This window comes from Pseudomonas sp. MM213 (genome assembly GCF_020423045.1).
GTDB lineage: Bacteria > Pseudomonadota > Gammaproteobacteria > Pseudomonadales > Pseudomonadaceae > Aquipseudomonas > Aquipseudomonas migulae.
This window is the reverse complement of record NZ_CP081943.1, coordinates 3,125,710-3,148,362: the sequence shown is the minus strand read 5'-3', so window position 1 is coordinate 3,148,362 and position 22,653 is coordinate 3,125,710. Positions and strand designations below refer to the sequence as shown.

The window sequence follows — 22,653 nt, the reverse complement described above, 5'->3', positions numbered from 1 at the left end:
TAGTGACTGTTCGACCGCTATCGCCGGCAAGCCGGTCTCGCTCCCACAGGTTTTGTGATCGACGCTGATCCCCTGTAGGAGCTGGCTTGCCAGCGAAGCTATTTCAAGATCACCACCACTGCGCGCGATGTGAACCCAATTCGGAGGCCGGTATCGCCCACTGCAACGGCGTCCCGGTGATCTTCAATGGCACATGAAGCCGATGCGCCGGCCCCCAGGGCGTCTGTTCAACCAGCAAGTCCTGGTCGTTTTCATCCTCTGCCCGCAGCAGCTCACTCGTCCCCGCACCCTGTTCAATCAACAACTTCGCCGTCCGCGCCAGCGACAACCGTGCCGACCCACCCCGTCCCAACAACGTGATCGCCGCAGCCGCCATCAAATACCCGGTGGCATGATCCAGCGCCTGAACCGGCAACGGCGTCGGCTTGTCCGCCTTCTTCCATTGCATCCCCGCTTCGGCAATCCCGCTGCTCATCTGCACCAGGCTGTCGAAGCCGCGGCGGTTCTGCCATGGTCCGCTCCAGCCGTAGGCGTTCAGGCAAACGTCGATCAGGCCGGGCGCGAGTGCCTGTCGTTCGGCGACGCCGTAACCCAGCCGTTCCAGCGCATCGGCGCGGTAGCCGTGGAGCAGAATGTCGGCGTCCTTGAGCAGGCTTTCGAACAGGATGCGATCTGCCGGGTCATGCAAGTCCAGGCGTGCGCAGCGTTTGCCCAAGGTGACTTCCGGCACCACGCCGGGCTCGTTCCAGGTCGGTGGGTCGATGCGCAAAACGTCGGCGCCGAGGCCGGCAAGAAAGCGACTGGCGACCGGGCCGGCAAGCACGCGGGTCAAATCCAGCACCTTGATCCCGGCCAGCGGTCGCGCCACCGATCCTTGCCACGATGGCGGCAGTTCAGGGTTGCCGGCGCTGAACTGAATCAGTGGTTCAGAATTCACCGCCTGACCCTGGGGATGCGCCTGCCATTGCGCCCAACTGCGCATTTCGGCGGCACAGCCACCGGCCTCGACCACGGCGTGTTCCAGATCGGTTTTCGCCCATTGCGCAACCTTGCTCGCCACGGCGGCGCGATCGGCACAGGCGCCGAGCACTTTTTCGGCCGCCGCACGGTGATGAGGCGCGTTGGTGTGCAGGCGGATCCAGCCGTCGCTGGTCGGGTAGTCTCCGGCCACCGGGTCCCAGAGTGGAGGAACGCTCCAGCCGACGGGACGGATCGACGTCGCGAACCAGAAAGAGGCGAGGCGACGGTCGACTTCAAGGTTGGGCAAACGACCGGTGTGCTGGTGCAGTAACTCGCTGACCGCCTGGCCGGCAGCGGCAATGCTGGCGCTCGCCAGGTCAGTGACGGCGAACGCCGAGGGCAGGGCGCCCTTCGAAGTGAACGGCATCGGGGTGTGGGGCAAGCCGAGTGCGGCTTGAATGGACGTGAGTAAATCAGTCATCGAAGGCCCTCCGGAACGAGAGGCCGAGCATAGATCAAACAGCTGATGATGCGGGTGAAACCTGTAGGAGCGAGGCTTGCCCGCGAAGAACGATAACGCGGTCTGCCTGACACACCGCGTCGACACATTCGCGGGCAAGTCGGATCGCCGCATCGCTCGCTCCTACAGGGATTTGCGGTGTGGCTTTACACGCGGAACTGATCCATCAATTTCATCTGGTGGGTGGTCAGGGAGTTGAGTTGGCTGCTGATCTGCGCCGATTCGGTGGCCTGGCCGGTCAGGGTTTCGGTGACGGTGCGGATCGCCGAGACGTTGCGGTTGACCTCTTCGGCCACGGCGCTTTGTTGTTCGGCGGCGCTGGCGATTTGCAGGTTCATGTCGCTGATCACCGTGACCGCGTCGCTGATTTTGCTCAAGGCTTGCACCGCTTGTTGAATCTGCCCGGCGTTGCTGTGCGCCTGGGTCTGGCTCGAATGCATGGTAGCGACTACGCCGCGGGTGCCGGTCTGGATGCGTTCTATGACGATGCGGATCTCTTCCACCGAATCCTGCGTGCGTTTGGCCAGGTTGCGCACTTCATCGGCCACCACCGCAAAACCGCGACCGCTCTCGCCGGCACGGGCGGCTTCGATGGCGGCGTTGAGCGCCAGCAGGTTGGTCTGCTCGGCGATGCTGCGAATGACTTCCAGCACCGAACCGATCTGCTCGCTGTTGACCGCCAGCGCTTCGACTTCGGTCACCGCCTTGCTGACTTCGTCGGCCAGTTGATTGATGTCGCGGGTGCTGCGTTCGATGATCGACATGCCATCGCGAGCCGACTGGTCAGCGCCCTTGGCCGCGTTTGCCGCGTTCGACGCACTGTTGGCGACGTCATGGGCCGTGGCGCTCATTTCGTTGGACGCGGTGGCGACCTGGTCGATTTCGCGGAACTGCACCTGCATGCCTTCGCTGGTCTGGCGGGCGATTTCTGAAGACTGGTCGGCGGTGCCACGGGCATCGGTGATGCTCTGTTTGATCTGCGCGATGGTCGGTTGCAGCTTGTCGAGGAAGCGGTTGAACCAACTCACCAGTTCGCCCAGTTCGTCCTGCTTGCTGTAATGCAGGCGCTGGGTCAGGTCGCCGTCGCCGCTGGCAATGGCCTTGAGCATCTCGGCGACGCTGTTGATCGGCCGGGTCACGCCCGACGCGGTGAGCCAGATCAGCAGCAGGCCGACGAGGCCGGCAGCGACCGCCACCAGCACGGCTTTGATCGTGCCGCTTTGCTGGGCATCATCGAGCACCGTTTGCAGCTTCACCGAATCGGCCAGCAGCACTTGCTTGGGCAGGTCGATCACCACGCCCCAGGCATTGGAATCGCTGATCGGGCTGACCGGGTACACCGCACGAATCAAATCACCTTGTTCGAGGATTTTCGGTGCGCCGCCGCTGAGCAATTGCAGGACATCCTTGCCTTCTGCGCCCAGGGTCTCACCGATGCTTTTACCGACCTTGCTCGCATCGACACTGTAAGCGGCGAGCACGCCGCTGCCAGAGACAATCAGCATGTGCCCGGCGCTGTTGAACAGATCACGCTGGGAATCGACAGCCGCTGCCTGAAGGGCGTCGAGGGCGATGTCCACACCGACTACGCCGATGGATTTGCCGTCCACCAGCAGCGGTACGGAAATGGTGGTCATCAGCATTTCCTTGCCGCCGACGGTGTCGGCGTACGGGTCCAGCAGGCAGGTGCGCTTGTTGTCGCGAGGGCAGGTGTACCAGCTGTTGTAAGGCGTGCCGCTGAGGCTCAAGGTGGTTTTGGTCATGTCGTCTTCGACCATGATCGTGTTGAGCGCGGTACCACCGGCGCGGCTCCAGTAACTGGCGAAACGACCGGCTTCGTTGGACTGGCGAGCCGCGTCATTGGCGAACTCGCTGTCCTTGCCGTCCAGACCGTTGGGTTCGAACGCCAGCCAGATCCCCAGCACTTTGCTGTTGCGCTCGAAGGCGGTTTTCAGGCTCTGGTTCAACTCTTCACGCAGGGCGCCGGCCTCGAGCGAGCGCTTGGCGGCCAGGGTGCGCATGTCCTTGATCTGGTCCGCCAGGGCGGTCACCACCAGCAGGCTTTCGCCAAAGGTTTTCTGCACCCGCACAGCTTGCTCGGCGGCCTTGGCCTGAAGCAGGTCTTGCACGCTGTCGGTGAGCATTTTGCTGCTGGAGGCGCTGACCAGCTCATCGTTCTGGTTGGTCTGGTAGAAGTTCATGCTGACGATCAGGACGACCACGCCCAACAGGCATAGACCGGAGAGCAGAACGATTTTCAGGCGGATGGACAGAGAGTCGAACATAGGACGAACTCGCGAAGGGATGAAGTGTTGGCTGCGAGTCGAGGCCGACCCGGTTCGCCAAATCCATTCAGCGCCAATCTCTGCGCATCGGCGTGGTGCGAGGATGCATGAAGGTGACCCCGACGAACGGTCATGGTTGAACGTTTGCGCGGGAAAAAGTGCCGAAAAGTGCTTTAAAACGGGGATAAATCGCGGAGTGTGTCAGGTGGTTTGCGGCAGTGATTCCGGTCGTGACCAGATCCACAGATTGCCCAGGCTCATGCCGGCGATGGCGAGGTAAACCGGCCAACCGTGATCGAGCATGACCAGCATCAACCCGGCGCACAGCAGCATGCTCACGGTGGCACTGACCTTGGCTCGACGCGCAACGATTTTACCGTTGCGCCAGTTGCAGAGGATCGGACCGAACAGCCGATGGTTTTCCAGCCAGGCACTCAGGCGCGGCGAACTCTTGGTCGCGGCCCAGGCGGCGAGCAGGACGAACTCGGTGGTCGGCAGGCCAGGCACGACGATGGCGATCAGGCCGATGGCTAGGCTGATGTAGGCCAAGAGACCGAACAGGAAACGGGCGAGTTTTGAGGAGGAGCGAGTCATAAGATCGATTTATGACCTGTAGGAGCGAGGCTTGCCCGCGAAGAATGCGCCGCGGTTTTTCAGATAGACCGCGTTATCGTTCTTCGCGGGCAAGCCTCGCTCCTACAAGGGCGGGGTTATCAGGCGAGTTCGGGAGTGGTGGCGTAGGCGTGTTCCAGCAACACGGTGAAGCGGTTGAACGCATTAATTGCGCCTTTATCCAGCTCGGCTTCTTCCTGTTCGGTGAGTGCCAGACCGTCCAGCGTCTTGACGAAGCTTTTCCAGCCTTCGGCGCGGCCACCGGCCGGTTCGCCGAGGTGACGGGCGCCGAAGGTCTCGCTCAGGCCCAGGCCGACAGCCCGTTTGATCAGGAACGCTGCACCGAGCTTCGAGCCTTCGGACACAAACAACCAACCCAGCGCTTCGGCTTTGCTCGGGTTGTTCACTGCGCCCGCGACAGGCGCCGGCACTTCGGTGTCCAGATCGGCCAGGTCAGCCTTGGCCGCTTCGGCACGGCAGCGCGCTGCCAGATCGGGAACGATGGCGATCAGTTCGGCATCGTTGTACAGCGCCACCAGCTCCGACTGGAACAGATACTGCGCCACCACGAAACGGGCGAAATTGGCCTGGGTTTCGAACGGCGCGTGGGCTTTGACCAGCGCATCGAGTTTGGTGTGGGGTTCATGGGTGATCTGGTTCAAGCGTTGCGAGCGCAAAGCCGGGCGTTGAGCAGTGTCCTGGTTAGTCATGAGAAATCCTTGAAGAAAAGAGGCGCTTGGTAACGAGACGAACAAGAAGACGCCTGACAGTAAAAAAACCTCACTGTGCGGCGCTATAAAAAGCCGCGCAGTGAGCGTGCAGGATCAGATGTCCCAGACCAGATTGACCGCGAAGTTGCGACCCGGCTGAGTCAGGCGATCAAGGTTGGCCGGGCTGAGGACCGACGCCTCGCCGACGCCGTCGTAACCGCGCACGTCATCCCACAGCCAGTACTTTTTGTCGGTCAGGTTGTAGACCCCGGCGCTGACGGTCACGTCGTCCGTCACTTTGTAGAAACCGGTCAGGTCCAGCACGCCGAAGCCCGGCGATTTGAACTGGCTGCTGACGCCGTCCGGCGACTTGAATTTGGTGTCGTCGACACGATCCTTCTTTTTCACCAGCGTCCAGCTGAGCAAACCACCGTAGTTGTCCTGGTCGTAACCGAGGCCGAACACGCCGGTCAGCGGGTTGACGCTGTTGATCGGTTCGCCGTTGTCATTGTTGCGACCGTAGGCGTAGGCCACCGAGCCCTGGGTGTACAGACCTTGTGGCGCGCCGAAGACGTCGAGGTTCAGACGTCCCTTGACCTCTGCGCCCTTGATCGTGGCGCGCTTGATGTTGGCGCTCTGGAAGGTCAGCTCGTTGTAACCGGGGGAGATGGCATCCTCTTCGATGAAGTCGCGGTACTTGTTGTAGAACACGGCCACATCGAAGGAGCCCGATTCGAATTGACCGCGCAGACCGGTTTCAAAACCTTTGCTGGTTTCCGGGTCGAGGTTCGGGTTGGGCTCCACGCGATAACCGGTGGTGGTGTTCTCGAAGCGCCCGTACAACGCCTTGGCGGTCGGTGTGCGGAAACCTTCGGCGTACTGGCCATACCAGGTGTACTGGTCGGTCAGGGCGTAGGTCAGGCCGAATTTCGGCGACACGCGATGCCAGGTTTTGGAGTCGTTGCTGACGGTGCCGCGGCCATCGGCCGCCACGGTGTTCAAGAACTCCTGGGTAATGTGCGGCTTGAGCTCGGTGTAGTCGTAGCGCAGCCCCGGCAGGAAGGTCCATTTGTCCCAGCTGATCTGATCCTGGGCGAACAAACTGTAGGTGTTGACGGTCGGATCGGGGAAGTCGCTGGATTTTTTCAGCACGTCTGCGGTGCTGACGGCGCCGAGGGTTCGGCAGGAGCCAAAGACCGCGAGGCAGGTGCCGTTGCCGCTGCGCGAACCGGTGACTTTCTGCTGCTTGATCGTGGTGCCGTAGGTCAGCAGGTGCTCGGTGTCGGCAAGACTGAAAGCCTTGTCCAGTTGCGCGTCAAACACCCACTGCTTTTCTTCATAAAGGGTTTCGCGGGTGCGCAGCACTTTGCGTGAGATCGGGTAGTAGAACTCTTCGGTACTCTGGTCGGTCTTGGCGACCTGATGGTTCAGGCTCCACTTGACGTTGTCTGCCAGCAGACTGTCGAGGGCGAAGCTGTGTTCCAGGCCGAAACGCTCGCGGGTGACGGTGTCGTTACCGGTGCGCCACTGGTACATGCCGCCCGGCAGGACGCTGGCCGGAATCGCCGGCTGGCCTTTGTCGAACGGACCGCCGTAGGCACTTTTCTGATCGGTGTCGCGGTCGTCCTTGTACTTTTCATACGTCAGGCCCAGGCGCGAATCTTCGTTGTAGTTCCAGCCGATCTTGGCCAATACGTTGTAGGTACGCACGTCCTCCGGGTTGGCCGCAGTGCGCGCCAGGCCGGTGCCGTTGTTGTTGCCGTAGGATTCGGTTTCATGACCGTCGCGCTGGCTGTAATGCAGCAAGCCATCGAACTGATCGGCGCGGCCAGCCACAGTCGCGGACTTCAACCAGCTCTCGTCGGCGGAGCTGTAGCCGGTTTTCAGGCGGGCGCCGACGTCTTTGCCGGGTTTGATGATGTCGTCCGGGTCGAGGGTGAAATAACTGACCGCGCCGCCGATGGCGTTGCTGCCGTACAGCACCGAGGCCGGCCCACGGAGGATTTCGACGCGTTTGATGATCTCCGGGTCGACGTAGTTGCGCTGGGTCTTGGCGTAAGGGCCGTTGAAGAAGTCGTTCGGCACTTCGACGCCGTCGACCTGGGTCAGGATCCGGTCGCCGTCGATGCCGCGGATGTTGTAGCCGCTGATCCCGCCGCGCTGGCCCGCACCACCGACCGAAACGCCCGGTTCGTAACGCACGAGGTTCTTGATGGTGTTGACGTTGTTGCGGTCCAGCTCTTCGCGGGTGTGAACGGTGACGGTGCCCGGCACGCTTTCCACGGTTTGTTCCTGGCGGGTGGCGCTGATGGTCACCTGTTGCAGATTGAGCGCGCCGCTGCTCGGGCGCTTTTCCAGGACGATGTTGTTGTTGCCCAGTTTGCGATAGCTCAGGTTGGTCCCCACCAACAGGCGATCCAGGGCTTTCTCCGGCGACAAGGACCCGCGCACACCCGGCGAGGCCACGCCTTGCCCAAGTTCTGCCGGCAAGCCGACCTGCCAGCCCGTCACCGCGGTAAAGGCATTGAGTGCCGAGACCAGCGACTGTTGCGGGATCGCAAACGCGTAATCGCCCATGTTGCGCGTCGGTTGCTCGGCGGCGGTGGCGGCCATCAGCGGCGCGCTACCAGCCATGAGGATGGCGGCGGTCAACAGCGAGAGCACGCGGGACGGTGAAGAGGAGTGGCGGGTAAGGCGAGAGGACATCGATAGCGCTCCGAGTCGCACGAATCTTTATAGGTGCTGATTGGCATATGAAGATGCGAATCAATTGCATTGGCTATAACGAGACGTACGAGCTTCAGCTATCGAGTAAAAATAATTCTCATTTAGTTCAGGATCACCAGCGCCGGATATTCCTGGAGCCGCGCCGAGGTGATGTGCGCCAGCGAGCGGACCACGTCCAGCGGCTGGTCGAGACGGTAATTGCCGGTCACGGCGACGTCGGCCAATTGCTCGTTGTTGTTGATGATCCAGCCTGGATAGTAGCGACGCAGTTCCGCCAGCACCTGGCTCATCGGGCAGTTCTCGAACACCAGTCGGCCCTGGACCCAGGCCAGGTCAGTCGCGGCGTCGAGCCTGGCCGGCCGGTCGAAACCGTTGGGGCCGATGCGGATGCTTTCGCCGGCAGACAGGCGAATCCGTGCGTCGTCGCGGGTCGCCCGCAAGTCGACATCGCCACGCTGCACTTGAACCTGCGTCACGCCATCGAGGTAGCGCACTGCAAATGCCGTGTCGTGCACGCTGGCCTTCACCGGTCCGGCGTCGATTTCCAGCGGCTGGCCGCGATGGGCCGGCACTTCGAAAAACGCTTCGCCCTGATAAAGACGGGCGACGCGCTGCTGATCGTTGATGGTGCTGGAAAACGCCGAATTGGTATTGAGCAGGACTTTCGAACCGTCCTCCAGTTGCAGGCGCTGACGCTCACCGACCACCGTCAGGTGATCGGCCTGGAGACGCAGGGGCAGGTTGCTGAAACTGAACAGGCCGAGGATCAACACGGCAGCAGTGGCCAACGGTTTCCAGTGCGGGCGCAGGCGCGACAACACGGTGACTTTGGGTGGTTGCGCGGCCAGATGTTGCGCGCATTGCACGACTTGCGGGCCGTCCCAGATAGCCTGGGCCTTGGCGAACGCTTGCGCATGCAAAGGGTCGGCGTCCAGCCATGCCTGGAACTGGCGAGACTGTTCTTCGCTCGGACTGCCCAGCACGATCAGCCAGTCCAGGGCCTGGTCCATCGCACTTGCGGAGTCCCGCGCCGGGGAGGGCGGAGGGGAGCGGTGGGTGTCCGTCACGGTGTTTCCTCGGCAGTGTCTGTGCACGGCTGTTTTTTAGTGGAGCTTGAAAGTGGGCAAGGGTAGCAAAGCCTTGCTTGCTCAGTCGCCGTTTAACCGTTCGGCGACACCGATGCAGATAGCCATGATCAGCTTCAACTCCTTTTGCACCGTGCTCAATGACACGCCGAGCGTCTCGGAAATCTCCAGATAGCTGTGCCCGTGCAAGCGGCTGAGAATGAAAATCTGCTGCTGACGGGCGCTGAGTTCACTGAGGCTCACGTTCAAACGCTCCAGCAATTGTTTGGCATGGGCGGCGTCCTCGGCACTGCTGGCCGGCGCGGCAATACTTTCCACCACGTCCATCGGCACGTCGTCGAGCATCGTCCGTGACTGAATGCGCCGCGCACGCAAATGGTCCAGCGCCAGGTTGCGGGCGGTCTGGAAAACAAAGGGTTCAAGGTGGTCGATGGCCCGTTCGCTGAGCGCACGGGTCACGCGCAGGTAGGTCTCCTGCAAGAGGTCTTCGGCGGTGCTGTGATTGTTGACCATCCGCTCCAGCGTGCGCAGCAGAGAGACGCGCTGGGCGATGAAGACGTGATTGAAGCGCGATTGACTCACGGGAGGACCTGATCCATTTCGATCAAATGATAATGCTTATCATCCGCTGCAATGGTCAAGTCCTGATTTGTGAAGGTTTATGCGCGGCCCAGCAAATAGGTCGCGTAATCGGGGATGCGATGTGAATGCGCCTGATCCATCAACGGGCTGCTGAGCAGGTAGTCGGCGCTGCATTCATTGCAGGCGACGGGAATGTTCCAGACTGCCGCGACCCGCAGCAATGCCTTGATGTCCGGGTCATGGGGTTGCGGTTCGAACGGGTCCCAGAAGAACACCAGCATGTCGACCCGCTGTTCGGCGATTTGCGCGCCGAGTTGCTGGTCGCCGCCCAAGGGGCCGCTGATCATGCTTTCCACGGGCAGGTCGAGGCGTTGTTGCAATAACAAACCCGTGGTGCCGGTGGCGACCAGTTCATGTAGCGCGAGTTTGTCTTTGTGCCGCTCGGCCCAGTCCAGCAGGAACACCTTGCAGTGGTCATGGGCGACCAGGGCGATGCGTTTGCGCGCGGCGACGGTTTTTTGCGTGAAGCTGATACCGATCATGGGGTATTCCGTAGGCAGGTTACCGACGATGGTTGAGTACGCCATCGCCTGTAGGAGCGAGGCTTGCCCGCGAACCGAGCGGCGCGATGTATCTGTTAGACCGCGTCATCGTTCTTCGCCGGTAAGCCTGGCTCCTACAGAGTCGGGTACGGCGCAACAGGCACAGAGTTACTCAGCGTTGCACAGCGCCAGGCAGTTATCGAGCATGCGGTTGGAGAAGCCCCATTCGTTGTCGTACCAGGCCAGAACCTTGAGCAGCTTGCCGCTGGACTTGGTGTGGTTGGCGTCGAAGATCGACGACAGCGGGTTGTGGTTGAAGTCACTCGAGACCAGCGGCAACGTGTTGTAGCCCAGAATCTTCGAATGCTGGCTGGCTTCCTTGAGCAGTGCATTCACTTCATCGGCCGACGCCTCGCGCTTCAGTTGCACGGTCAAGTCCACCAGCGACACGTTGATCACCGGCACACGCACGGCCATGCCGGTCAGTTTGCCCGCCAGTTCCGGCAGCACCAGGCCGACCGCTTCGGCCGCACCGGTCTTGCTCGGGATCATGTTCTGGGTGGCCGAACGCGCGCGGTACGGGTCGGTGTGGTAGACGTCGGTCAGGTTTTGATCGTTGGTGTAGGCGTGGATGGTGGTCATCAAACCACTTTCGATGCCCAGCTCGCGGTGCAGCACCTGGGCCACCGGGGCCAGGCAGTTGGTGGTGCACGACGCGTTGGAAATAATCTGGTGCGATTGGCGCAGAATGTCGTGGTTCACCCCATACACCACGGTGGCGTCGGCGCCTTTGGCCGGTGCAGAGATGATCACTTTGCGCGCGCCGGCCGTAATATGCGCGGCGGCTTTGGCCCGGTCGGTGAACAAACCGGTGCATTCGAACACGACATCAATCTTTTCCGCAGCCCAGGGCAGCTCGGCCGGGTTACGAATGGCGCTGACGGAAATCCGGTCGCCATTGACGGTCAGGCTTTCCTGATCATGCTGGACATCGGCGTCGAACGTGCCGTGAACAGTGTCGTACTTGAGCAGATGAGCGTTCATCGCGCTGTCGCCCAGGTCATTGATTGCAACGATCTGCAAATCCTGACGGTAGCCTTGGGTATACAGTGCGCGAAGGACGTTGCGGCCGATACGGCCAAAACCATTGATTGCGATTCGAAGAGTCATTTAACAGGGCCGCCGTCGTTTTGTTGTTGGAATTACAAGATTATTCGCATAAAAATAGAAAACAAGCCTTTTTAGTGGCAATATTTTGTTCAATCTACAACGAGTGACCTGAATCAACTGGTCCGAATGATCAAGAAAGCCGTTTGTCATCCCATCAACAACGGCTCTTGTTCAGCATAGACAATCAGGTCGCCACATCCGTTAGCCTGGAGTTCTACACATGCATCCCCGCGTCCTTGAGGTCACCGAACGGCTTATCGCCCGCAGCCGCGCAACCCGCGAGGCTTACCTTGCGCTCATTCGCGGTGCGGCCAGCGACGGTCCGATGCGCGGCAAGCTGCAATGCGCCAACTTCGCCCATGGCGTGGCCGGTTGCGGCACCGAAGACAAGAACAGCCTGCGAATGATGAACTCCGCGAACATCGCGATTGTTTCGTCATATAACGACATGCTCTCGGCGCATCAGCCGTACGAAGTCTTTCCTGAACTGATCAAAAAAGCCCTGCGCGAAATCGGCTCCGTCGGCCAGTTCGCCGGCGGCACCCCGGCGATGTGCGATGGCGTGACCCAAGGCGAGCCGGGCATGGAGCTGAGCCTGCCAAGCCGTGAAGTGATCGCGCTGTCCACCGCTGTTGCCCTTTCCCACAACATGTTCGATGGCGCGCTGATGCTCGGCATCTGCGACAAGATCGTGCCGGGCCTGATGATGGGCGCGTTGCGCTTCGGTCATCTGCCGATGATTTTCGTACCGGGCGGGCCGATGGTCTCGGGCATTTCCAACAAGCAGAAAGCCGATGTGCGCCAGCGCTATGCCGAAGGCAAGGCCTCGCGCGAAGAGCTGCTGGAATCGGAAATGAACTCCTACCACAGTCCTGGCACCTGCACTTTCTACGGCACCGCCAACACCAACCAGTTGCTGATGGAAGTCATGGGCCTGCACTTGCCGGGCGCCTCTTTCGTCAACCCGAACACGCCGTTGCGCGATGCCCTGACTCGCGAAGCGGCGCATCAGGTCACGCGCCTGACCAAGCAGAATGGCAACTTCATGCCGATCGGCGAAATCGTCGATGAGCGTTCGCTGGTCAACTCCATCGTGGCGCTGCACGCCACCGGCGGTTCGACCAACCACACTTTGCACATGCCGGCGATTGCCATGGCGGCGGGCATTCAACTGACCTGGCAGGACATGGCCGACCTCTCCGAAGTCGTGCCGACCCTGAGCCACGTCTACCCGAACGGCAAAGCCGACATCAACCACTTCCAGGCGGCGGGCGGCATGTCGTTCCTGATCCGCGAACTGCTGGAGGCCGGCCTGCTCCACGAAAACGTCAACACGGTTCTGGGCCACGGCCTGAGCCGCTACACCAAGGAACCGTTCCTCGATAACGGTGAGCTGGTATGGCGCGAAGGCGTCACCGACAGCCTCGATGAAACCATCCTGCGCCCGGTGGCGCGTGCGTTTTCGCCCGAGGGCGGCTTGCGCGTGATGGAAGGCAACCTCGGTCGTGGCGTGATGAAAGTCTCCGCAGTCGCCTTGGAAAACCAGATCGTCGAAGCACCGGCAATGGTGTTCCAGGATCAACAGGATCTGGCCGATGCGTTCAAGGCCGGTTTGCTGGAGAAGGACTTTGTCGCGGTGATGCGCTTCCAGGGCCCGCGCTCCAACGGCATGCCGGAACTGCACAAGATGACGCCGTTCCTCGGCGTGCTGCAGGATCGCGGCTTCAAAGTCGCGCTGGTCACCGACGGACGCATGTCCGGCGCCTCGGGGAAAATCCCGGCGGCGATTCACGTCAGCCCCGAAGCTTACGTGGGCGGCGCTTTGGCGCGAGTCCAAGAGGGCGATATCATCCGCGTCGATGGCGTCAAAGGCACCCTGGAGCTTAAGGTGGACGCCGAAGAATTCGCAGCGCGCACGCCGGCCAAGGGCCTGTTGGGCAACAACATTGGCACCGGTCGCGAGCTGTTTGGTTTCATGCGCATGGCCTTCAGCTCCGCAGAGCAGGGCGCCAGCGCCTTTACTTCTGCCCTGGAGACGCTTAATTGAAACTGGCTTTGGTCGGTGACATCGGTGGGACCAACGCACGTTTTGCGTTGTGGAAAAACCAGCAGCTGGAATCGGTCCAGGTGCTGGCAACGGCAGATTTTCCCAGCCCGGAAGAGGCGATCAGCGTCTATCTGAACGGGCAGGGGCTGGCGCCGGGTTCGATTGGTTCCGTGTGTCTGTCAGTGGCCGGCCCGGTAAGCGGTGATGAATTCAAGTTCACCAACAATCACTGGCGCCTCAGCCGCAAGGCGTTCTGCCAGACCCTGCAAGTGGAGCAACTGCTGCTGGTCAACGACTTCTCGGCGATGGCGCTGGGCATGACCCGTTTGCAGCCAGGCGAATTCCGCGTGGTTTGCGAAGGCACGCCGGAACCGTTGCGCCCGGCGGTGGTGATTGGCCCGGGCACGGGGTTGGGCGTCGGTACTTTGCTCGACTTGGGCGAAGGACGTTTCGCTGCATTGCCGGGCGAGGGTGGCCACGTCGATTTGCCGTTGAGCAGCCCGCGTGAAACTCAGTTGTGGCAGCACATCTTCAACGAGATTGGGCATGTCAGCGCGGAAACGGCGTTGAGTGGCAGCGGCTTGCCGCGCGTCTATCGGGCGATTTGCGCGGTGGACGGGCACACGCCTGTGCTCGAAACGCCGGAAGCGATCACCGCCGCCGGCCTGGCGGGTGATCCGATTGCGCTGGAAGTGCTGGAACAGTTCTGTTGCTGGCTCGGTCGCGTGGCGGGCAACAACGTGCTCACCACGGGCGCGCGCGGTGGTGTGTTTATCGTCGGTGGGGTGATCCCACGGTTTGCCGATTTCTTCCTCGAAAGCGGTTTTGCACGGTGCTTTGCCGACAAGGGTTGCATGAGCGATTACTTCAAGGGGATTCCGGTGTGGCTGGTGACGGCGCCGTATTCCGGGCTGGTGGGTGCGGGTGTGGCGCTCGACCAGACATAACGACTGTGTCGTTCTCTTCGCGGGCAAGTCGGACGCCGCACCGCTCGCTCCTACAGAAGCATCGGTGCAACCTGTAGGAGCGAGGCTTGCCCGCGAAGAGGCCGGAACAGACACATAGATTTATGATCGATCAGGCATAATCCTCCAATTCAAACAACAAGGACGCCGCCCCGTGAGCTCAGTCAACAAGTCGATTTTGTTGGTCGATGACGATCAAGAGATACGCGAGTTGCTGGACACCTACCTGACCCGTGCGGGTTTCCAGGTACGTACCACGCCCGACGGCGCCGGTTTCCGCCAGGCGTTGAACGATGCGCCGAGCGATCTGGTGATCCTCGACGTGATGCTGCCCGACGAAGACGGTTTCAGCCTCTGCCGCTGGATCCGCCAGCACCCGCGGCAGGCGCAAGTGCCGATCATCATGCTCACCGCCAGCTCCGACGAAGCCGACCGCGTCATCGGCCTGGAACTGGGCGCCGACGACTACCTTGGCAAACCCTTCAGCCCTCGTGAATTGCAGGCGCGGATCAAAGCCTTGTTGCGTCGTGCGCAATTCGGCCAGGAACGTTCCGGCAGTGAAGTGCTGGCCTTTGATGACTGGCGACTGGACATGGTCAGCCATCGGCTGTTCCACATCGATGGCGAAGAAGTGATTCTCTCCGGCGCTGATTTCGCCCTGCTGAAACTGTTCCTCGATCACCCCCAGGAAATCCTCGACCGCGACACCATCGGCAACGCCACCCGTGGCCGCGACCTGATGCCGCTGGACCGGATCGTCGACATGGCGGTCAGCCGTTTACGCCAACGCCTGCGCGATACCGAAAAACCGCCGCGACTGATTCGCACCGTGCGCGGCAGCGGTTATCAGTTGGCAGCCAATGTGGTTGCCAGCAATGGTCACTGAGGTGTTGCGCAAGCTCGCGGCAAAGATTCCGGTCCCGCGTTCGCTGCTCGGGCGGATGTTGCTGCTGACCTTGCTGGCCGTGTTGTTTGCGCAGACGTTGTCGAGCGTGATCTGGGTCTCGCAATTGCGCGCCACGCAGTTGGAAGGCCTGGTCACCAGCGCCCGCAGCCTTGCCCATTCGATGACCGCCAGTGTCAGTTATTTTCGCTCGTTGCCGGTGGCGTTCAGGCCGCTGGTGCTCGACCAGTTGCGCAGCATGGGCGGCACCCGTTTTGTGGTGACCCTCAACGACAAACCGCTTGGCATGGAAGTGCTGCCGATCACCCCGCGCAAAGAGGCGGTGCTCAAAGCCGTGGACGAAGTGCTGCGCCAGTCGCTCGGCCAGGACACCGATATCTCGGTGACTTTTGTCAGCCCCGAAGACCTGCGGATCTTCAACGGTGGCCTGAAACTGGATGAGCTGCCGCGTTCCTGGGCGCATTACGCACTGACTCTGGAACCGGTGAATCCGCCAGTGCTGGTCACGCAAATCCAGATGGCGCCGGGCGAGTGGCTGTACATCGCCTCGCTGTTGCCCGAGCCCTACACCAGCCTTGAAGAGCAAGGCCTGCCGGCGCAGCAAGTCTGGTTCATCGTTCTCACCAGCGGCTTTTTGCTGTTGTTCATCGGCCTGCTGGTGCACTGGCAGAGCCGGCCGCTCAAGCGTTTGGCACGGGCGGCGCGGGACATGTCCCTCGGGGCGGAAGTCGAGCCGGTGGCGGAGGGCGGCGGCAGCGAAGTGGTTGAAGTGGGGCGCGCCTTCAATGCGATGCGCGAACGTATCAGCCGTTACCTGACTGAACGCAGCCAGTTGTTCAGCGCGATTTCCCATGATTTGCGCACGCCGATTACCCGTTTGCGCCTGCGGGTGGAATTGCTTGAGGACGAAAAGCTGCAAGCCAAATTCGGTCGTGATCTCGATGAATTGGAGCTGCTGGTCAAAGGCGCGCTGCAATGCGTGAAAGACACCGACATCCACGAAAACATCGAGCAGGTGGACCTCAACCATGTGCTCGATTGCCTGGTGGAGCCGTATCTGGCGCCTAACGGCAATGGTCGCGTGACCCAGCAGGGTCGGGCGCTGGCGGCGTATCCGGGTAAACCGCTGGCGCTCAAGCGCTGCATCGGCAACCTGATCGACAACGCCTTGAAGTACGGTCAGAACGCGCACCTGCACATCGATGACGACGAGAACGCGTTTGTCCTGCATGTCGATGACGAAGGGCCGGGTGTGCCGGAGCAGCGGCTGGAGCAGGTGTTCGAGCCGCACTTTCGCCTGGCCGGGCAGCAGCAGGGTTATGGGTTGGGGTTGGGCATTGCGCGCAACATTGCCCATAGCCATGGCGGGGAAGTCAGCCTGCAAAACTTGCGTGAAGGTGGATTACGGGTGACGTTGCAGTTGCCTCGTAGTGTTGATTAGTAAAACCGCGTAATCGTTCTTCGCGAGCAAGCTTTGCTCCTACAGTTGATTTGCGTACGGCGCATAACCCTGTAGGAGCCGAGCTTGCTCGCGAAGGCGTCAGACCATTAAACAAATTCCTCGGGTCAAATGTCACAAGCTGGTGACATAACGCGCCCCCTTCGTTACAAGCCCGCCACCGCCCGTTGTTTAGACTGCCCGCAGTCATAACAACAAAAAAGGCACCCCATGGACACCTTCCAACCCGCTTTCAGCAGTTGGCTGAACGCACCGGCCCATCAGCAATGGCTTGCCACCGAAGGCCTGCGCCTGCTGGCATTCGCCAAGGCTTCGAAGCTCACCGAGGGCTTCGGCAATCTCGACGAAAAGGGCTGTCTGCCGGCCAACGCCCATGCCGAAACCATGAACACCGCGCGCATGACCCACAGCTTCGCCATGGCGCACATCCAGGGCCTGCCGGGTTTCGCCGAGCTGGTGGATCACGGCATCAAAGCCCTTCGCGGGCCGTTGCGCGATGCCGAGCATGGCGGCTGGTTCGCCACCGCGCATCCCCTTGACGACAACACCGGCAAGGCCGCTTACCTGCACGCCTTCGTTGCCCTGGCCGCCAGTTCCGCCGTGGTGGCGCGGCGTCCCGGCGCACAGGCCTTGCTCGATGACGCGATCCACATCATCGACACGTATTTCTGGTGCGAGGAGGAGGGCGCAATGCGCGAATCCTTCAATCGCGACTGGCGTGAAGAGGAAAGTTATCGCGGCGCCAACAGCAACATGCACGCCACCGAAGCCTTCCTCGCGCTGGCCGATGTCACGCAAGACAATCGCTGGTTGTGCCGCGCGCAACGGATCGTCGAGCGCGTGATTCATGGTCACGCCGCCGCCAACGATTACCTGGTGGTCGAACATTTCGACCGCGACTGGCAGCCGTTGCGCGACTACAACCACGACAACCCGGCCGACGGTTTTCGTCCTTACGGCACCACGCCGGGCCACGGCTTCGAATGGGCCCGGCTGTTGCTGCACCTCGAAGCTGCGCGAGTACAGGCCGGGATGCTGACGCCCGGTTGGCTCGCCACCGACGCGCAAAAACTCTTCGAGCACAACTGCCGCCATGGCTGGGATGTCGATGGGCTACCCGGGATTGTCTACACCCTCGATTGGGATAATCGCGCGGTGGTTCGCCATCGCTTGCACTGGACCCATTGCGAAGCCAGCGCCGCCGCCAGCGCGCTGCTTAAACGCACGGGTGATGAGCAATATGAAGCCTGGTACCGACTGTTCTGGGAATTTTGTGACAGTCATTTCATCGACCGCTGCGAGGGCAGTTGGTATCACGAGCTCGATCCGCAGAACCGTCCGAGCGCCGATATCTGGGCCGGCAAACCCGATCTCTATCACGCCTGGCAAGCCGTGTTGATTCCGCGCCTGCCGCTGGCGCCGAGCATGGCCAGTGCCTTGGCGAGTCTGTCCCAGAGCGGTTCTATGTAACCATGCGGTGACATTCACGCGTCCCTTCGTTACCTGCGAGGGGATGACTCCTGTTTAAAATCCTATGCAGCGCAAGCACCAGACTTGCATGCATAACAACAAGAAAGGTACTACTAGATGAATGCGATTTCTCGCCTCGCTACTGTCATTTCTCTCGCGTCGCTGCTTCCGCTCAGTGCATTTCCCCTCAGTGGCCTTGCCGCCGATTCCAAAGGTTCGGTGGAAGTTGTTCACTGGTGGACGTCGGGTGGTGAAAAAGCAGCGGTCGATGTCCTCAAGGCTCAAGTCGAAAAAGACGGCTTCACCTGGAAGGACGGCGCAGTCGCCGGTGGTGGCGGTTCCACGGCCATGACCGTACTGAAAAGCCGCGCAGTCGCCGGTAACCCGCCGGGCGTTGCCCAGATCAAGGGTCCGGACATCCAGGAGTGGGGCAGCACTGGCCTGCTCAGCACCGACACCCTGAAAGACGTTTCCAAGTCCGAAGGCTGGGATAACCTGCTGATCAAGAAAGTCTCCGACACCGTCAAATACGAAGGCGACTACGTGGCCGTTCCGGTGAACATTCACCGTGTGAACTGGCTGTGGATCAACCCGGAAGTGTTCAAGAAAGCCGGGATCGACAAAGCCCCGACCACCCTCGAAGAATTCTACGCCGCCGGCGACAAGCTCAAAGCCGCCGGCTTCATCGCGCTCGCCCACGGTGGTCAGCCTTGGCAGGACAGCACCGTGTTTGAAGACGTGGTGCTCTCGGTCATGGGCGCCGACGGTTACAAAAAAGCGTTGGTAGACCTGGATCAGAAAACCCTGTCCGGGCCGGAAATGACCAAGTCGTTCACCGAGCTGAAAAAACTCACCGGCTACATGGACCCGAACCGCGCCGGTCGTGACTGGAACATCGCTGCCGCCGAGGTCATCAACGGCAAGGCCGGTATGCAGATGATGGGCGACTGGGCGAAAAGCGAATGGACGGCGGCGAAGAAAATCGCCGGCAAGGACTACCAGTGCGTGCCGTTCCCGGGCACCGAAAAAGCCTTCACCTACAACATCGACTCGATGGCTGTATTCAAGTTGAAAGCTGATCGCAAGGGTGACATCGCCGCCCAGCAAGACCTGGCCAAGGTCGCCCTGGGTACCGACTTCCAGAAAGTCTTCAGCATCAACAAAGGCTCGATCCCGGTCCGTACCGACATGCTGAACGAGATGGACAAGCTCGGTTTCGACGCCTGCGCTCAAACCGCCGCCAAGGACTTCCTGGCGGACGAGAAAACCGGCGGCCTGCAACCAAGCATGGCGCACAACATGGCCACTTCCCTGGCCGTGCAAGGCGCGATCTTCGACGTGGTCACCAACTTCATGAACGACAAGGACGCTGACCCGGCCAAGGCCAGCGCCCAACTGGCATCGGCTGTCAAAGCCGCCCAGTAATCCCTGAGGCCGCAGGCTCGCCTGCGGCAATTTTCTGGGACCGTTCCCCTTGTAGGAGCGAGGCTTGCCCGCGAAAGCAGTCTGACATTCAACAGAGTTGTCGACAGTTACGCCGCCTTCGCGGGCAAGCCTCGCTCCTACAGATACTCACTTCTCCAATGGATTATCCCGATGAGCTCTGTGGCGGTTTTCAGCAAAGCCTCACCGTTCGATGCGCTGCAACGCTGGTTACCCAAGTTGGTACTCGCGCCAAGCATGCTCATCGTGTTGGTTGGTTTCTACGGTTACATCATTTGGACATTCATACTGTCCTTCACCAATTCCAGCTTCATGCCGAGCTACAAATGGGTCGGCCTGCAGCAATACATGCGCCTGATGGACAACGATCGCTGGTGGGTCGCGAGCAAGAACCTCGCGCTCTTCGGCGGCATGTTCATCGGCATCAGCCTGGTATTGGGCGTGTTCCTCGCGGTGCTGCTGGACCAGCGCATTCGCAAGGAAGGCTTCATTCGCACCGTTTACCTGTACCCGATGGCGCTGTCGATGATCGTCACCGGTACCGCCTGGAAATGGCTGCTCAACCCTGGCCTGGGCCTGGACAAAATGCTGCGTGACTGGGGCTGGGAAGGCTTCCGTCTCGACTGGCTGGTGGATCAGGATCGCGTGGTGTACTGCCTGGTGATCGCTGCCGTGTGGCAAGCCTCCGGGTTTGTGATGGCGATGTTCCTGGCCGGTCTACGCGGTGTCGATCAATCGATCATCCGTGCCGCGCAAGTCGACGGTGCGAGCCTGCCGACCATCTATTTGAAGATCGTCCTGCCGAGCCTGCGCCCGGTGTTTTTCAGCGCCTTCATGATCCTCGCGCACATCGCGATCAAGAGCTTCGACCTGGTGGCGGCGATGACGGCGGGCGGTCCCGGCTACTCGTCCGACCTGCCGGCGATGTTCATGTATTCCTTCACCTTCAGCCGTGGCCAGATGGGCATCGGTTCGGCCAGCGCCATGCTGATGCTCGGTGCCGTGCTGACCATCCTCGTGCCGTACCTGTACTCCGAGCTGCGAGGCAAACGCCATGACTAATCAACTCGGAAAACCGACGCTGAGTTTCAGCCGCATCGCGATCTACGCCACGCTTCTGCTGGCCGCTGCGGTGTACCTGATTCCGCTGATCGTGATGCTGCTGACCAGCTTCAAATCCCCGGAAGACATCCGTACCGGCAACCTGCTGAGCTGGCCGACCGTCATTGACGGCATCGGCTGGATCAAGGCCTGGGACGTGGTCGGCGGGTACTTCTGGAACTCGGTGAAAATCACCGTGCCGGCGGTTTTTATCTCGACCTTCATCGGTGCCATGAACGGCTACGTGCTGTCGATGTGGCGCTTCCGTGGCTCGCAGTTGTTCTTCGGCCTGCTGCTGTTCGGCTGCTTCCTGCCGTTCCAGACCGTGCTGCTGCCGGCTTCGTTCACCCTCGGCAAGTTCGGCCTGGCCAACACCACCACCGGTCTGGTGCTGGTGCACGTGGTCTACGGCCTGGCGTTCACCACGCTGTTCTTCCGCAACTACTACGTGAGCATTCCGGATGCGCTGGTCAAGGCTGCACGCCTGGACGGCGCAGGCTTCTTCACGATTTTCTGGAAGATCCTGCTGCCGATGTCGATCCCGATCGTGATGGTCTGCCTGATCTGGCAGTTCACCCAGATCTGGAATGACTTCCTGTTCGGCGTGGTCTTCGCCAGTGGCGATGCCCAGCCAATTACCGTGGCCCTGAACAACCTGGTCAACACCAGCACCGGGGCCAAGGAATACAACGTTGATATGGCCGCCGCGATGATCGCCGGGCTGCCGACACTGCTGGTCTACATATTCGCTGGCAAGTATTTCCTGCGTGGGCTGACGTCCGGCGCGGTCAAGGGGTAGAAACATGGCAACTCTCGAATTACGCAACGTCAACAAGACCTACGGCGCCGGTTTGCCGGACACCCTGAAAAACATCGAACTGAAGATCGATGACGGGGAATTCCTGATCCTGGTCGGCCCGTCGGGCTGCGGTAAATCCACGCTGATGAACTGCATCGCCGGCCTGGAAACCATCAGCGGCGGCGCGATCCTGGTGGATGACGCCGACATCAGCGGCATGAGCCCCAAGGATCGCGACATCGCCATGGTGTTCCAGTCCTACGCGCTGTACCCGACCATGAGCGTGCGCGACAACATCGCTTTCGGCCTGAAGATTCGCAAAATGCCCGCCGCGGAAATCGACGAAGAAGTCGCTCGCGTCTCCAAGCTGTTGCAGATCGAACACCTGCTGAGCCGCAAGCCTGGCCAGCTCTCCGGCGGTCAGCAACAGCGTGTGGCGATGGGCCGTGCCCTGGCGCGGCGGCCGAAGATTTACCTGTTCGACGAACCGCTGTCCAACCTCGACGCCAAGCTGCGCGTCGAGATGCGCACCGAAATGAAACTGATGCACCAGCGCCTGAAAACCACCACGGTCTACGTGACCCACGACCAGATCGAAGCGATGACGCTGGGCGACAAAGTGGCGGTGATGAAGGACGGGATCATTCAGCAGTTCGGCACGCCGAAAGACATCTACAACAACCCGGCCAACCTGTTCGTGGCGAGCTTCATCGGTTCGCCGCCGATGAACTTCATTCCCCTGCGCTTGCAGCGCAAGGACGGTCGTCTGTTGGCGCTGCTCGACAGCGGTCAGGCGCGCTGCGAATTGCCGTTGGGCATGCAGGACGCCGGTCTGGAAGATCGCGAAGTGATCCTCGGCATGCGCCCTGAGCAGATCGTGCTGGCGGGCAGCGAGCCGAATGGTTTGCCGACCATTCGCGCCGAAGTGCAGGTCACCGAACCGACCGGTCCGGACACGCTGGTGTTCGTCAATCTCAACGACACCAAAGTCTGCTGCCGCCTGGCACCCGACGTTGCGCCGGCCGTGGGCGAGACCCTGACCTTGCAATTCGATCCATCGAAAGTGCTGCTGTTCGATGCCAAGACCGGGGAGCGCCTGGGGGTGGCCGGTCTGCCAAAAACCGAAGTTCACAGCGCCAACGTCACCCAGTTCAAAAACCGCTGAAGATCAAAAACTGTAGGAGCCAGGCATGCCGGCGAAAGCGATTTCAGTGACGCCTTCGCCGGCAAGCCTGGCTCCTACAGGGGGGATATGCGGTGGGCGGCCTGTCG

17 protein-coding genes and 2 pseudogenes are annotated in these 22,653 nt (G+C 61.0%); 9 read left to right on the top strand and 10 right to left on the bottom strand.

Features of this window, described 5'->3' with window-relative positions:
• Positions 1-109: 109 nt before the first annotated feature.
• From K5R88_RS14310 to gap, 10 genes and pseudogenes are all read right to left on the bottom strand, one after another.
• On the bottom strand, positions 110-1,441 hold the full coding sequence (locus K5R88_RS14310) for a CoA transferase (RefSeq protein ID WP_226300158.1): 1,332 nt from the start codon (positions 1,439-1,441) through the stop codon (positions 110-112).
• Positions 1,442-1,626: 185 nt separating this feature from the next.
• A pseudogene (locus K5R88_RS30965) lies at positions 1,627-2,154 on the bottom strand (methyl-accepting chemotaxis protein); the annotation flags it as partial.
• Between the two features lie 378 nt (positions 2,155-2,532).
• Positions 2,533-3,501 (bottom strand): annotated as a pseudogene (locus K5R88_RS30960) (PDC sensor domain-containing protein); the annotation flags it as partial.
• 465 nt (positions 3,502-3,966) lie between these two features.
• On the bottom strand, positions 3,967-4,359 hold the full coding sequence (locus K5R88_RS14300) for a YbaN family protein (protein ID WP_008038644.1): 393 nt from the start codon (positions 4,357-4,359) through the stop codon (positions 3,967-3,969).
• A 119-nt stretch (positions 4,360-4,478) separates the two neighbouring features.
• A complete protein-coding gene (locus tag K5R88_RS14295; protein WP_226300156.1) occupies positions 4,479-5,087 on the bottom strand; it encodes a biliverdin-producing heme oxygenase in 609 nt (202 codons plus the stop codon).
• Between the two features lie 114 nt (positions 5,088-5,201).
• Positions 5,202-7,793, bottom strand: coding sequence for a TonB-dependent receptor (locus tag K5R88_RS14290; RefSeq protein WP_223481613.1), 2,592 nt, complete (start codon positions 7,791-7,793; stop codon positions 5,202-5,204).
• A 122-nt stretch (positions 7,794-7,915) separates the two neighbouring features.
• Positions 7,916-8,881 carry a FecR family protein gene (locus K5R88_RS14285; protein ID WP_008038637.1) on the bottom strand — a complete coding sequence of 322 codons (966 nt, stop codon included), beginning with the start codon at positions 8,879-8,881 and terminating at the stop codon, positions 7,916-7,918.
• A gap of 81 nt (positions 8,882-8,962) precedes the next feature.
• The gene (locus K5R88_RS14280) at positions 8,963-9,481 is read right to left on the bottom strand and encodes an RNA polymerase sigma factor (RefSeq protein ID WP_223416390.1); all 519 of its coding nucleotides are present in this window, start codon (positions 9,479-9,481) and stop codon (positions 8,963-8,965) included.
• A 77-nt stretch (positions 9,482-9,558) separates the two neighbouring features.
• Complete coding sequence (locus K5R88_RS14275) at positions 9,559-10,023, bottom strand: methylglyoxal synthase (RefSeq protein WP_223556812.1); 465 nt, start codon at positions 10,021-10,023, stop codon at positions 9,559-9,561.
• Between the two features lie 168 nt (positions 10,024-10,191).
• Positions 10,192-11,193, bottom strand: a complete 1,002-nt coding sequence (gap, locus tag K5R88_RS14270) for a type I glyceraldehyde-3-phosphate dehydrogenase (RefSeq protein ID WP_008031008.1) — start codon at positions 11,191-11,193, stop codon at positions 10,192-10,194.
• Between the two features lie 220 nt (positions 11,194-11,413).
• Between gap and edd the strand changes: the two genes are divergently transcribed.
• The 9 genes from edd (at position 11,414) to K5R88_RS14225 (ending at position 22,546) form a co-directional block, all read left to right on the top strand.
• Positions 11,414-13,240, top strand: coding sequence for a phosphogluconate dehydratase (edd, locus tag K5R88_RS14265; protein WP_008038612.1), 1,827 nt, complete (start codon positions 11,414-11,416; stop codon positions 13,238-13,240).
• On the top strand, positions 13,237-14,187 hold the full coding sequence (locus tag K5R88_RS14260; protein ID WP_226300155.1) for a glucokinase: 951 nt from the start codon (positions 13,237-13,239) through the stop codon (positions 14,185-14,187). The genes edd and K5R88_RS14260 overlap by 4 nt, the downstream gene beginning before the upstream one ends.
• Positions 14,188-14,359: 172 nt before the next feature.
• The gene (locus K5R88_RS14255) at positions 14,360-15,091 is read left to right on the top strand and encodes a response regulator (protein ID WP_008031015.1); all 732 of its coding nucleotides are present in this window, start codon (positions 14,360-14,362) and stop codon (positions 15,089-15,091) included.
• Complete coding sequence (locus tag K5R88_RS14250; protein ID WP_226300154.1) at positions 15,081-16,550, top strand: ATP-binding protein; 1,470 nt, start codon at positions 15,081-15,083, stop codon at positions 16,548-16,550. The genes K5R88_RS14255 and K5R88_RS14250 overlap by 11 nt, the downstream gene beginning before the upstream one ends.
• Positions 16,551-16,778: 228 nt before the next feature.
• Positions 16,779-18,038 (top strand): D-mannose isomerase, encoded by a 1,260-nt coding sequence (locus K5R88_RS14245; protein ID WP_226300153.1) that lies wholly within the window; start codon positions 16,779-16,781, stop codon positions 18,036-18,038.
• Between the two features lie 117 nt (positions 18,039-18,155).
• Entirely contained in the window at positions 18,156-19,463 is a 1,308-nt protein-coding gene (locus K5R88_RS14240) for an ABC transporter substrate-binding protein (protein ID WP_223434881.1), read from the top strand.
• Between the two features lie 171 nt (positions 19,464-19,634).
• Entirely contained in the window at positions 19,635-20,543 is a 909-nt protein-coding gene (locus tag K5R88_RS14235; RefSeq protein WP_008032969.1) for a carbohydrate ABC transporter permease, read from the top strand.
• Complete coding sequence (locus K5R88_RS14230; RefSeq protein ID WP_008032971.1) at positions 20,536-21,381, top strand: carbohydrate ABC transporter permease; 846 nt, start codon at positions 20,536-20,538, stop codon at positions 21,379-21,381. Before K5R88_RS14235 ends, K5R88_RS14230 begins: the two co-directional genes overlap by 8 nt.
• Before the next feature lie 4 nt (positions 21,382-21,385).
• Complete coding sequence (locus K5R88_RS14225; protein WP_008038607.1) at positions 21,386-22,546, top strand: ABC transporter ATP-binding protein; 1,161 nt, start codon at positions 21,386-21,388, stop codon at positions 22,544-22,546.
• The last annotated feature ends 107 nt before the right edge of the window (positions 22,547-22,653 follow it).

Coding starts and splice junctions, on each gene's coding strand:
- K5R88_RS14310 (WP_226300158.1), bottom strand. CDS start 1,441: ATGACTGATTTACTCACGTCCATTCAAGCCGCACTCGGCTTGCCCCAC.
- K5R88_RS14300 (WP_008038644.1), bottom strand. CDS start 4,359: ATGACTCGCTCCTCCTCAAAACTCGCCCGTTTCCTGTTCGGTCTCTTG.
- K5R88_RS14295 (WP_226300156.1), bottom strand. CDS start 5,087: ATGACTAACCAGGACACTGCTCAACGCCCGGCTTTGCGCTCGCAACGC.
- K5R88_RS14290 (WP_223481613.1), bottom strand. CDS start 7,793: ATGTCCTCTCGCCTTACCCGCCACTCCTCTTCACCGTCCCGCGTGCTC.
- K5R88_RS14275 (WP_223556812.1), bottom strand. CDS start 10,023: ATGATCGGTATCAGCTTCACGCAAAAAACCGTCGCCGCGCGCAAACGC.
- gap (WP_008031008.1), bottom strand. CDS start 11,193: ATGACTCTTCGAATCGCAATCAATGGTTTTGGCCGTATCGGCCGCAAC.
- edd (WP_008038612.1), top strand. CDS start 11,414: ATGCATCCCCGCGTCCTTGAGGTCACCGAACGGCTTATCGCCCGCAGC.
- K5R88_RS14250 (WP_226300154.1), top strand. CDS start 15,081: ATGGTCACTGAGGTGTTGCGCAAGCTCGCGGCAAAGATTCCGGTCCCG.
- K5R88_RS14245 (WP_226300153.1), top strand. CDS start 16,779: ATGGACACCTTCCAACCCGCTTTCAGCAGTTGGCTGAACGCACCGGCC.
- K5R88_RS14240 (WP_223434881.1), top strand. CDS start 18,156: ATGAATGCGATTTCTCGCCTCGCTACTGTCATTTCTCTCGCGTCGCTG.
- K5R88_RS14235 (WP_008032969.1), top strand. CDS start 19,635: ATGAGCTCTGTGGCGGTTTTCAGCAAAGCCTCACCGTTCGATGCGCTG.
- K5R88_RS14230 (WP_008032971.1), top strand. CDS start 20,536: ATGACTAATCAACTCGGAAAACCGACGCTGAGTTTCAGCCGCATCGCG.
- K5R88_RS14225 (WP_008038607.1), top strand. CDS start 21,386: ATGGCAACTCTCGAATTACGCAACGTCAACAAGACCTACGGCGCCGGT.